The following is a 12,152-nucleotide window of genomic DNA, read 5'->3' on the forward strand; positions in this document are numbered from 1 at the left end:
TGTTTTGCTATTTATTTAAGTGTAAATGTGCCTTTCATCATGGCGTAATGACCCGGAAAAGAGCAAAAATAAGTATAATCGGTTTCGGCGGTTAAGCCACTGGTATCAAAGGTCACTTCGGTTGTTTTACCGCCACCGATAATGTCTGTAGCGGCAAGTACGCGGCTATCGTTAGGCTTTAAGTACTGGTTGCTAAGCCCTGCCGCGTTGCCATCGGTGATAATACCTTGCATATTTTGCTCAGTAGATAGCACCCAGTTATGGCCCATTACATTGGCGGGTAATTTACCTACATGATTAAGCTTTACGGTTACTTTTTTACAGCTTTTAGGCGCGCTTAGTGTTTTAGTTGAAAACTGCATCATGTCGGTTGCATCTATATTTAGTGTGCATTCGTCTGCATATGCAGCATTGGCACTAAGTAGTAGTGCAAAGCTTAGTATTAACTTTTTCATACTGTTTCCTCTGTATTAGCTAAGTTGTTGCGTGCTTGATTGGTTAGTGCAACCAACGCTTTACGAACCTCTAGCGGGCTGTTGCACTGGGTTTTAAAATTAATAAAGTAATTACGCTTTTGGCTTTGAATATAAAAGCCTGTGGGTAATAAGCCGCTCATGATTGGTGTGTTGTCGGCAACGTTATAGTGCTGCATTAATATGAGCGACATAGCATCTTGGTGATCTTCATTCATATGGTTAATCATGCTTTGCTGTTGGCTTTCATCCCAGCTTTTTGCCTCGTTTTGCCATTCGTTTTGCTCAAGCCAAAATATTTTGCCAAACCCGCCAATGTAACGCACTCGCACTACGTCTAATTGCCATAACTGAAAGTCGTGTGCATTACGATAGCTAGCGGCTTCAGGATATAAGGCTATATAGTTATTAAGTAAAGTGTGTGCTTGCTCACTTGGCACAATAGAGCCATCGCCTACAAGTGTTACTCGCCCGTGCTCATTTTGATCGCCACTGTCGGCGGCGTCAAATACAGTAAGGCTCATACGCGAGTCGTGCTTTAAATTTTTAGTGTGCTGGGCTATATCGCTAATAAAAAAGTATATTCGGCCTTGTTCGTCGCACATATAGGGGGTTACTGAGCCAAACGGGTAGCCGCGTAAATTATTAGAAATAGTCGACATGACACCGGCATAGGTTTTGTAAACCAAGGTACGTGCATCGTTTAACGCTTGCTCTCTCATAAAAACTCCTGACGTTGAGAAAAAACCATGGGTGCATCGTTATAAGGATGAGGGTTTACGTGCAGTTTCATGGCGTACATTTGTTGTAAGTTTTGTTCAGTTAATACGGTGTTTATAGGCCCGCTTTGCAGCACTTTTTTGTTGTGCAGTAAAATAGCATCGGTTGCATACAGGCTGGCTAAATTTAGATCGTGTATTGCAATAATTGCGCTGTTACCTTGCTCTACAAACGCTTTAACACAGCTGAGCAAAGCATGCTGATGGCGCATATCTAGTGCGGATGTAGGCTCGTCGAGCAGCATGAGTTTTGGCTCAGCCGATTGTGTAAAGGCGTTTAGCTGCGCCAAAGTACGCGCCATATGCACACGCTGTTGCTCGCCGCCCGAAAGCGCACTGACGCGGCGAGTTAAGTAATTACTTAAATCCATAATAGCGGCGTATTTATGTACTTTTTCGCTTTGCATTTTTAATGACTCTACATACGGGTAGCGACCCATGGCAATAAGCTCAAATACTGTAAAATCAAACCCGACGTGGTTAGCTTGCATCATTACTGCACGCTGTGTGGCTAGGCTTTTTTTAGCGTGAGCGGCCAGCGGCTTGTTATTAAAAAGTACACTGCCTGTAAAGGCATGCATACCAGCTAAGGTATGCAGTAAAGTAGACTTACCTGCGCCATTTTCACCAAGTAGTGCAACAAGTTGGCCTTGTTTAGCTCTGCCATTAATGGTGTTTAAAACGTTATGGTTACCAAAGCCAACGCTTAGGTTGTTAAACGCGATCATGACCAGCCTCGCTTATTTTTAACGATTAAATAAATAAACAATGGCGCACCTAAAAGTGCAGTAATAATGCCAATTGGTAGCTCTGCTGGCATTATAACAATACGTGCTAACCAGTCAGAAAGTAGCAATACAACTACGCCAATTAACATACAAAGCGGCAGCATATTACGTAAATGCGGCCCCACCATTAAGCGGGCAATATGCGGTACTACTAAACCAACAAACCCTATTAAACCGGTAAGCGCCACAACCGCACCTACCCCTAATGCAACAAGTATAATTACATATAATTTAAGCTTATTGGTGTCTACTCCTAGGTACTGAGCTTGTGATTCGCCAATTAGGAGCAAGTTCATGGGCTCTTTTAATCGCCACAGGCCAATAAGGCTAATAAGCAGTAGCGGTGCAGCTTGAATAATAGTACTCCAACTTGCTCCGCCTAATGAGCCCATGGTCCAGTAATTTATTAATCGTAGTGCGCTGTCGTCGGCAAAAAAGCTCAGTATCCCAATAACCGCAAATGCTAATGCGTTAATGGCAACCCCCACCAATATAAGTGTGGTGATATTTATTTGCCCCTGCTGCTTGGCAATAAAATATACCAGCGAGGTAACCCCAAGCGCCCCTAAAAACGAGGCATAAGGTAAATACAACTGAGCGTTAAAATTAAACTGCGCGCTAAGTGCAATAAATGCTACTGCAACCATGGCCGCACCCGCACTAATACCAATAATGGATGGGTCGGCCAATGGGTTGCGACAAAGCGCTTGCGTTGATGCCCCTGTTTGGGCAAGTACCAACCCTACAAGCACAGCAAGTATAAAACGAGGCAAACGAATTTGCATTACCACATTAATTTGTAGTGCATTAAACTGATTAAAGCGCTCGGGCGCAAGCCAAGCAATGGCTAAACGCCAATCCCACCCGGCAGGCCCGTACCCTATGCTAAGTAGCGCCAAAGCAAAAATGCACATAGAGGCTACTAGCATCCATTTATGGGTTGGGCTAAGGGTTACAGGATTAAAGTGGCTCAATGTTAGGGTGTTCATAAGCGGGCTTTATACTCGCTTAGCTCATTAATTGCTGTGGCAATACGCGGCGACATGCCAAGCGAAAGTAGGCTATCCATTACAAGTAAGTTACAGGTTTGCGCCGCTTTTAATAAACGTAGTGTAGGCTGCTCACAAAAAGCCTGCTTACCGCCAAGGCTGTGTACAACATGGGCTGGAGCGACTAAAAAATCGGGCTGATTTACAGCCAGCACCTCAGTGTTAATTGCTTTAAAGCCTGAATGCGTAGCGCCTATATTGGTAATACCTGCATAGCTAAATAATAAATTAGGCACGGTTTCTTGCCCTGCAGCAACAAGCCCGCGCTCATTAGCTGAGAGTAAAAATAGCGCACTGTGCGTTTTCTGTTTTGCTTTTTTGGGCAGCGATTTAGTAATTTTAGTAATAAGTGACTGTGCTTTTTTCTGGGCGTTTAAATCGTCACCAAGGCGTTTAATTAGCGCAAGTAGCTCGTTAACTGAAGTAGGCTTTTTATAATGAATGAGCTTAACCCCTGTTGCCTCAATTTGCTTAAGTGCTTGGCTTCTCCCTGCGCCTTCAAGCGCTAATAAGGTGGTTGGACGCATAGAAAGCACGCCTTCTGCTGCTAAATCGCGGTAATAACCCACTTGTGGTAATTGCGTAGCTTGTTGCGGGTACATGCTAGATTGATCAACCGCTACAAGGTTATTTTGTTTGCCTAGCGCATAAATTATTTCAGTAAGGGTGCCGCCCGCGCTAATAACGCGTTCTTGCGCAAGTGCAGGTTGGGCCATTAAAGCAAACACTATAAATAGGTATTTCATTACATACTCCGGTTTTTATTTTTGGTTATTATAATCAATTAAATCTAAATGAAAATGATTATCATAATTAATTGATCTTAATTTGACTTAGTTGTAACATTCCCGCCATAAATAATAACTATTATCATTTGGAGTTAAAATGAATCCCTCAGTATTTAAATTTACTGCTATAGCAACCTTATTACTTGGCTCGGGTACGGCCATTGCCGAAAACATAATTGACGATCATATTGTTGTAAGTGGCTCGCGCTTTGAACAAAAGCTTAAAGATGTAACAGGCTCAGTAACGGTTATTACCGAGCAAGACATAGAGCGCCAGCTAGCAGTAGATTTACAAACCATGTTTAAATACGATTCAAGCATTGCAACCACAGGCAGTGGCGCAGGCGCGCAAACACTTACCGTACGTGGTGTTGGCGGTAACCGTGTTGTATTTATAAAAGATGGCCGACGCACTAACGATGGCTACGCAGGCGGAGGGGGTTATTTAGTTGGCCGTAATTACTTTGATGTATCAGGCGTAAAACAAGTAGAAGTAGCCAAAGGTGCTGCATCGTCATTATATGGCTCAGATGCACTGGGTGGCATTGTGGTTATAACCACCAAAGATCCAAGCGATTATTTAAAAGATAACAGCAGCTTTGTAAAAATGGCGCTTGGGTATCAAGGTCAAAGCAACCAAGTTGCCGCCGATATTACCGCTGCAAAAGATTTAGGCGACTTTGCTGTAAGCGCCGTTTATAGCCACCGCGACAGCGAAGAAGTACAAAACTATGACGAAAACTTACCCGGTTATGATGCTAAGTCGGACGCTTTATTAGTTAAATTTGAGCAACAGCTTGATGAAAAACGCACAGTTAAATACACCCTTGATTACTTTAACCAAACAACTGAGCAAGTAATTACTCCCGCCGTTCAAGAGACCGAAGAAGATGACACTAATTGGTCACTGGCGCTAGATTACCATTCAGAGGTAGCAACAGCGGCGTTTGATAAATGGCACGGGCAAGTGTCTTACAGTAGTTACGAGCAGCAAAGCGACCAAATTAGTGGCGCAAGCACCTACACTGATTATAACGACTATCGCTTTGAGCAAAATATTTTAGGCTTAAAAGCAGTATTTAATAAAGGGCTCAAAGGAGAAACCACCGATCACGAAGTGGTTTACGGCATAGATGTAGACTTATACGACACCACCCGCCCACGTTTTAAAACCCGTGTTTTAACCGATGGCAACGTTGATTTTACAGACCAAAAACAAAAAGCATTCCCAGGGGCTGATACCTCTTTGATTGGTGCCTACGTACAAGACAGTATTTCGTTTAAAAACAGTGCGTGGTCGGTTATTGCAGGTGTGCGATATGATTACTACACCCTAGAGGCTAAAAATGATGAGCTTTACTTGGATGCACAGCTTGATGATATTACCGAGTCTGCTTTTTCGCCTAAGCTAGGTGTTATATACCAAGTAGATGATAACTTATCGTGGTACGGGCAATACGTACGAGGTTTTAAAATTCCACCACACGACCAAGCCTATCAAAGCCACGGTGTTGAGCCGTTTTATCAAATATTACCAAACGCCGATTTAGACCCAGAAAGCAGCGACTCATTTGAACTTGGTTTACGATACGCAAGCAGCGATATTAGCGTAAATTTAAGTGCTTTTTATGCCGCTTATGATGACTTTATTGAAACTGCCGTAGTGGGGGTTGAGCCAACATATATTCCTGGCGTAAACAAAACGTTGTACCAATACCAAAACATTAGCGAAACCCAAATAAGCGGCGTGGAAGCCGGAATTGCCATGTATGTAGCTGAAAATATACTACTTGAGGCAAACGTGGCCTACGTAGATGGTGAAAATAAAGAAACCGATCAGCCACTTACCAGCATTAGCCCGTTAAATGGCTCGGTATTGTTAAGCACTGAGCTTGGCGATATTAACTGGACCGCTGCGTGGCGTTTAGCTAAATCGCAATCGGACGTAGTACTTGATACAAATGGCGATAAAACCACCCAAGGGCATGGTTACGGCATAGTTGATTTATACGCAAACTACGAATGGCAAGCATGGCAGTTAAATGTAGGTGTACTTAACTTGCTTGATAAAGAATATGTCCCTTTTGAGCTAATTGCAGGGCAATCTGCAAGTGCTGATTTTAGCCAATACACCCAACCTGGGCGTAACTTTTCAGCCAAAATAAGCTATGAGTTTTAATTAGCACTTAGAAAGTAAAATGACAACAAACGCTGCATAAAGCTGTAGCGTTTGTTTATTTTTAAGATGACACCCATCTTAATTTTAGGTTGATACCCATCTCAATTTCTAAAAAATCGATTTAATTAGCTGCCCAATTTAAAATGTTTATTTTAGTATGACACCCATCTCAATTTCTAAAATATTTTAAGATGACACCCATCTTAAATTTTTAAGTTATTGATTGGGCTAACAGCCCATATTTTAAACTTAAAATAAATCACTTAACTTTAAGCAAAAACTGGTTATTTGAATAAGGTTAAAGTTGTGTTGGTAGCCCTTTAAAGCTCTTCAATGGGTTATTTAAGATGACACCCATTTTAATATTTATGAAAAAATTAAAAAGACACCCATCTTAATTTTTAAATAAATTGGCTTAATCAACTAACCAATTTTTAAATACTCATAAGCTAATGGCTTATTTAAAGGCATTTACGGTGGTTATTTTAAAAATGTGCTGTTATGTGTGTGGTTAGCTAAATTAGGGGCATGCTTAAACCTGCAGCTAGGCAGTTTTAAAACTATTAAGGAGGATTTTAGGCTAGTAGCTTTTTACAATTACTATAATTTACTCGTCGCTTTTTATTTAAGTGTTCGCAGTAACTTACATGTGATTGCGGCTTACCTACAGCGCCGTGAAATACGCGGGTAAAATCAGTAGTGAGTTTTAACCAATTTTCTGGCGATATGTTTACTCTTTCTAATAAAGGGAGCTGAGTGTTTTCAATAAAACCTGGTTTATCATTGCGAATAATGCGCCCTGTAAGCTCAACTAATTCAAGGTAATATTTAAGCTCGAACGGTAAACCTCTTGGCATAAATTTACGGGGTTTACCTGCAAACTTTAAAAGTTGTTTGGGCTGCTTTGAATTTTCTGCGCTCTTAATTCGCTTTTGCACACTGGTAAAGTTTGAGTCTTCAGGAGTATTAGCTACTTTTGCTCTAATTGGGTTTAAATCAACGTAAGCCATACAAGCTGCAAGGGCTGCTTCATCAAGTAGAGCTTGTGATTTAAAGCGACCTTCCCAAAACCGGCCAGTGCATTTATCTTCTTTATTAGCTTTTCGTGCAATATGTTCGTTTAAAACGCGCATAAACCAGCTAATGCTAGATAACCTTTCTCTGTATTGAATAATAGTTTGGCTTAAAAAGTAGCGCTCAGTATTACTAAGCTCTTCACCTTGTAAAAATTTTTGCGTTAGTGGTGTACCTTTACATAGCTTATGCCAGCGCAGCACTATGGCTTTGTCATTCAATCTATTTTCTTTTTTATCATCAACATAAAGCACAATATGCGTGTGATTACTCATAACTGCATAAGCGCATATATCAATACAAAATATTTTAGCGAGGCTAAATAGTTTTTGCTCTACCCAGCCTCTGCGGTGTTCATAAGATTTACCCGTTAATGAATCCTCGCCGCATAAATAAGCATGGCGTACACAGCGTGAAATACAGTGATAGTATTTTGTATCGGCCAAACTAATTAGGCGTTTTCTTGCAATAGCCATGTAGCACCTATTTATTTGTTGAGCTAAATAAACTTTAGTTGCTAGATGATTAGAATACAAAATTAACAGTGGGTGTCTTCATAACTATCTTAATAATTAAAGTTACTTTATTTACTCAAATATCGTTGTAAAAAATAAATTATTAGTAGAGTTTTTGTAAGCGATTACTTAACCTGTAACCCCAAAAATAGTAGTAATTAGCCATAATTTTAGGAGCCTACGTGTTAGAAGCGTTATTTGTATATGGTACTTTGTGCCCTGGTCATCCAAACGAGCATATTCTTGCCAATATTGGCGGCACTTTTGAAGAAGGCAGTGTAGTAGGTAATTTAATTAACGAAGGCTGGGGTGCTAAAATGGGCTTTCCTGCACTGGTGTTAGATGACTCAGGTCAAGAGATAAAAGGCTATGTATTTAGCTCTACTAATTTAAAAAATCATTGGGCAGAGCTCGATGAGTTTGAAGGCGAGGCTTACTCTCGTATATTAACGCAAGTTAAGTTACACAATGGTGAGTATGTTCAGGCAAACGTGTACTCATTAAATACAAAGTAACACTTATAAACCAGCGCTTTTAAGATCAAGCGCTGGCTATTTATAAATTAATTAACCGCAAAGTCTTTTGTTTCTAAATAGCGTGGCACGCTTTTAAAACATGCCTCTAGCGTGTTTTTCAGCGCAGCGTTTACCGAGGTATTTAATGCAGCCTCACACTTTAACTCCCTATTATATTCACCTCTACTAAGCGGCACTAAGCTTAATGAGTCATAGCTTGGTTTACTTTGTATTTTATGAATTACCAAGCCTTGCTGCTCTGTTAGCTTTATTAACTCAAACGCATTTTTATGCACTTTACTGGTCGTTATTTTTTCAACGTATAGCGGGTTTTTAAAAGTTAGCTTGGTTGTAAAAAGTGCTTTGCCACCGCGTTCAAAATGGCCGTTAAATACAGTTAAGTTTAAGGTGGGTGTCTTTTTATTTATTAATAAGTTTAGGTCAAATTTGGTTGGTAAAATAGTGATCTGACCTTGCTCGGTTGCTGCTTTTTTTAAAACACTTTTGATTTTATTAAAGTGGGTGTCACGTGTAGTTACCTCATACACTATTTGGTAGTCGTGTGGAGGGGCGTATAACGGCATGTGGCTAGCCAGTACTTTATCTCCCGCTGATATAAGTGCCATACCATGAAATCCCACGTAGCTGTGGGGTTTGTGTGTGTTGTGTGAATTATGTTGAGGTGTGTTTGCAAGCGCTGCGCTCGACAATAAAATAAAAAGTAGCAGTATGTGTTTCATGTTAATGCTCAAAAATAAATATAGCGTTACTATAAGCTGGTTTTTATGTATAAATAATCGATAATAAGTTATTAGTTGTTTCCTTTTAATCAACATGGTTTGGCGCTATGCATTTAGACGACATTGAAAAAGTAATTCATATGGCGGGTTCGCAAAATCTGCATACAACCGCTAAGCACTTTAATATTACCCCAGGGGCGCTGTCTAAAACGCTAAAAAAGGTTGAGGCAAACTTAGCCACAGAGCTGTTTAATCGTGTAGGCAAAACCTTAGTACTTAATGATAAAGGCAAAGAGTTTGTTAAGCACAGTAGCGATTTAGTTCATAATTACCAGCAGCTTACTAGCCGTTTTAAAAGCGATAATCATAAATTTAATGCGGTTATTGCAGGTCCTGCCATTTTACTAAAAAGTGGCCTTAAAAAGCTGCTTACACCTCTTAGCAGCCTGCCTTGCTCGGTGCGCATTAACAATGTGTTTGAAGGTGAAGCCATAAGCCAAGTTGCGTCTGGCTCGGCGCAGATTGCGCTAGTTACTCGCGAGGCATTTAATAATAGCTCGCATACTAATTTAGTGGCGGTTGATGTATTTAATACTGGGTTTAGTGTGGCTGGGCATGCTTCGCATCAGCTAGTACAACAAGGTGCATTAACGCTTAATAAAAACCAATTACTGCACGCGGCTTTTGCATGCCCTTTGTTTTCGCCGTTATGCGGCTTAGAGCAAGGTATAGGCTCCGACGGCTGGCAAGATAATATTGCCCCGCGCAATATTGTATTTAGATGTAGCGATTACAGTGCATTAATAGAGGTGGTGCAAAGTGGTTTGGCGTTGGCGTATTTACCTAACTTTGTAATTGACGATTTAGGGCTTAAAAAATTAACTGTAAAGGGGGTTAACAGTCACTACAATGAAAGCATTGTAATGATATACAAACCATCTAAGGCCGATGGTTGGCTTAATAAACTCATGCACGCTTTATAAGTGGGTTTAAAAATATAAAGCGCCTTAACCACTACATTAAGACGCTTTAGGATGAAAACTGGTTTAATTTGCTAGCTATTAAAAATTATAAGCTAACGACATTTTAAATTGAGTTGGCGCACCTGGGTAAACCCATAAAGCGTTGTAGCTGCTTTCGGCGTAATCTTCATCAAAAATGTTATTTACACTTACATTAAGTTCGGTTTGCTCGGTTAAATTAACTTGGCCAAACACGCCCACTAATTGGTAGCTTGGTAGCCTAAAACTTAAATCGGCGGCATCACCTAAACGGCTGCTTGTGTATTGGTAACTTGCACCAAACTCAAGCTCTTTGCCCATTAATGCTGTTTGGTGGCTAAGCGTAAGGTTTAAGTTATTTTTTGGTACATTTACTAGCGGGCTGCCTTTTTCAATTGGCACACCCCAATCGGCATTAATAATGTCGTTTGCTGTGGTGGCATCTATATAGGCGTACGATAAGTTAAATGCCGTTGCATCAGTAATATAGGTGTTTAAATCAAGTTCAAAACCTTTACTATCGGCTTTACCAATAGGCGCCGAAAAACCAACGTTTACAGGGTCTGCCACTAACATATTACTTTTAGAAGCATCAAAAAATGCCACAGTACCGTTTACGCCTAAGTATTCAAACTTAGCGCCAACTTCAAACGAGTCGCTGTATTCAAAGCCAAACGGGTCGCCGCTTGCATCAGTGCCGCTTAGTGGCAAAAAGCCTTCTGAGTAGCTGCTGTAAAAGGTGAGTGCATTGTTTAGCTCGTACACTACGCCAACACGTGGGCTTACTTGGCTTTCAGAACTGGTTGAAAACACGCCGCTGTTGGTTTCTAAAATGTCTTGGTCAACGCTGTCAAATCTTAGGCCAACTAATAGCTTAAATTTATCGGTAATATCCATTTGGTCTTGAACATAAATACCGTATGCTTTTTGCTCTTCGTCGTTTTCGTAAAGTAAGCTAACTGCTGGGCGCTCAACATCGTAATTTGGCTCAAAAATATCAACAGTATAAGTACCATTACCACCACGGTAGCGTGAAAGCGCTGTACGTAAATCGTACTTATATGCATCGGCACCTATCAATAAGTGATGCGTAATACCTGCTGTAGCTAAACTTCCGCTAACTTCAAACTTAACGCTTGTGTCTTCTACTTCGTAGTCGCGATAGCGCTGCTGACGGGTAAGTGTGCGGCCATCGTCAAATAACGATTGGCGCGATGGTGAAAGCTCAGCATCCGACGAAAACCCCGTTAATGTAGAGCTGCGGTAGTTTGCACCTACAACAAGTGACCATTCGTCGTTAATGTCGTGATTTAACGTAATTTGATGACCACGAGAATAAACCTGCGTGTCGCCATCGTTTGGGTTACCTAAATAACGTGAGCTTGGTACAGTGTCAAAATCGTTATCGAGCACTACAACACCGCGGTCAAATAGCTGGGCTAAATCTACGTATTCAAACTCATACGTTACACTGGTCGATGCGTTTATTTGATGATAAACAGACGGCGTAATCACCTTTTTGTTGGTGTATACCTCATCGCGGTAGCTGTCGCTATCTTGCCACGCGCCATTTATTCTAAACGCAGTGGTATCGTTAATACCGTTAGTGTAATCGCCTTCAACACGGTTAAAACTGTCGCTGCCTAAGCTTAGCTTTAGCTCTCCTTGAGAATCAAACTGTGGCTTTTTGGTCACAATATTTACAGTACCGCCTGGCTCCGAGCGCCCATAAAGTGCAGAGCCTGGGCCTTTTAATACTTCTATGTATTCAATGTTTGATACATCGCGCGGGCCGCTAAAACCACGCCCGCCGCTAAAGCCATTAATTAAATAGCCCGACGGCATGTTTTCGTTACCTGAAAGGCCACGAATAGAAAAGCTATCCCATAATGCGCCACTGTTATTTTTGCGCGAAATACTCGCCGAAAAATCAAGGGCGTCTTGTAATTCGGTAATGCCTTTTTGATCAAGCGCAGCGCTGCTAACACTTACAATAGACTGCGGCATTTGCTTTTGAGGAATGTCGCCACGGTAAGCTTGTTTATAAGTAACAGATATTTTTTCAATTTCGTCGGTTTGCTCTTGCGCAAGTGTTTGCGCACTAATGCCTAAACAGGCTAAATAAATTAAAGAGTACTTCATGATGATAATAGGGAATAAGCAAATGTGATATTATAACGATAAGTTTAGCATGTGTTACTTTATAACAAAAAGACTTTTTTGAATTTAAAAATTGCATTAGCAGCTTTGT

The 12,152-nt window shown here is 40.9% G+C and carries 11 protein-coding genes; 3 read left to right on the forward strand and 8 right to left on the reverse strand.

Annotated features, from left to right (window positions below; all coding sequences use genetic code 11):
* Positions 1 to 11: 11 nt before the first annotated feature.
* From azu to PESP_RS17265, 5 genes are read right to left on the reverse strand one after another with little or no spacing between them, the layout of a single operon-like run.
* On the reverse strand, positions 12 to 455 hold the full coding sequence (azu, locus tag PESP_RS17245; protein ID WP_089349269.1) for an azurin: 444 nt from the start codon (positions 453 to 455) through the stop codon (positions 12 to 14).
* Positions 452 to 1,195 (reverse strand): HugZ family pyridoxamine 5'-phosphate oxidase, encoded by a 744-nt coding sequence (locus PESP_RS17250; RefSeq protein WP_089349270.1) that lies wholly within the window; start codon positions 1,193 to 1,195, stop codon positions 452 to 454. Before PESP_RS17250 ends, azu begins: the two co-directional genes overlap by 4 nt.
* Positions 1,192 to 1,980 (reverse strand): heme ABC transporter ATP-binding protein, encoded by a 789-nt coding sequence (locus PESP_RS17255; protein WP_089349271.1) that lies wholly within the window; start codon positions 1,978 to 1,980, stop codon positions 1,192 to 1,194. Before PESP_RS17255 ends, PESP_RS17250 begins: the two co-directional genes overlap by 4 nt.
* Complete coding sequence (locus tag PESP_RS17260) at positions 1,977 to 3,029, reverse strand: FecCD family ABC transporter permease (RefSeq protein WP_089349272.1); 1,053 nt, start codon at positions 3,027 to 3,029, stop codon at positions 1,977 to 1,979. Before PESP_RS17260 ends, PESP_RS17255 begins: the two co-directional genes overlap by 4 nt.
* Complete coding sequence (locus tag PESP_RS17265; RefSeq protein ID WP_089349273.1) at positions 3,026 to 3,835, reverse strand: heme/hemin ABC transporter substrate-binding protein; 810 nt, start codon at positions 3,833 to 3,835, stop codon at positions 3,026 to 3,028. Before PESP_RS17265 ends, PESP_RS17260 begins: the two co-directional genes overlap by 4 nt.
* A 139-nt stretch (positions 3,836 to 3,974) precedes the next feature.
* Between PESP_RS17265 and PESP_RS17270 the strand changes: the two genes are divergently transcribed.
* Positions 3,975 to 6,056, forward strand: coding sequence for a TonB-dependent hemoglobin/transferrin/lactoferrin family receptor (locus PESP_RS17270; protein ID WP_089349274.1), 2,082 nt, complete (start codon positions 3,975 to 3,977; stop codon positions 6,054 to 6,056).
* A 575-nt stretch (positions 6,057 to 6,631) separates the two neighbouring features.
* Here PESP_RS17270 and PESP_RS17275 read toward each other — a convergent pair.
* On the reverse strand, positions 6,632 to 7,606 hold the full coding sequence (locus tag PESP_RS17275; protein WP_089349275.1) for a transposase: 975 nt from the start codon (positions 7,604 to 7,606) through the stop codon (positions 6,632 to 6,634).
* Between the two features lie 221 nt (positions 7,607 to 7,827).
* Here PESP_RS17275 and PESP_RS17280 point away from each other — a divergent pair, with 221 nt between their 5' ends.
* Complete coding sequence (locus PESP_RS17280) at positions 7,828 to 8,160, forward strand: gamma-glutamylcyclotransferase family protein (RefSeq protein WP_089349276.1); 333 nt, start codon at positions 7,828 to 7,830, stop codon at positions 8,158 to 8,160.
* Positions 8,161 to 8,207: 47 nt separating this feature from the next.
* On the opposite strand, the gene PESP_RS17285 is transcribed toward PESP_RS17280, so the two are convergent.
* The gene (locus PESP_RS17285) at positions 8,208 to 8,786 is read right to left on the reverse strand and encodes a hypothetical protein (protein ID WP_245852292.1); all 579 of its coding nucleotides are present in this window, start codon (positions 8,784 to 8,786) and stop codon (positions 8,208 to 8,210) included.
* A 221-nt stretch (positions 8,787 to 9,007) separates the two neighbouring features.
* Between PESP_RS17285 and PESP_RS17290 the strand changes: the two genes are divergently transcribed.
* Complete coding sequence (locus PESP_RS17290) at positions 9,008 to 9,883, forward strand: LysR family transcriptional regulator (RefSeq protein WP_089349278.1); 876 nt, start codon at positions 9,008 to 9,010, stop codon at positions 9,881 to 9,883.
* Positions 9,884 to 9,961: 78 nt separating this feature from the next.
* Here the strand turns inward: PESP_RS17290 and PESP_RS17295 are convergent, their stop codons facing one another.
* On the reverse strand, positions 9,962 to 12,043 hold the full coding sequence (locus PESP_RS17295; protein WP_089349279.1) for a TonB-dependent siderophore receptor: 2,082 nt from the start codon (positions 12,041 to 12,043) through the stop codon (positions 9,962 to 9,964).
* Positions 12,044 to 12,152: the final 109 nt, after the last annotated feature.

It is taken from the genome of Pseudoalteromonas espejiana DSM 9414, assembly GCF_002221525.1.
In the GTDB taxonomy this organism is placed as follows: Bacteria; Pseudomonadota; Gammaproteobacteria; order Enterobacterales; family Alteromonadaceae; genus Pseudoalteromonas; species Pseudoalteromonas espejiana.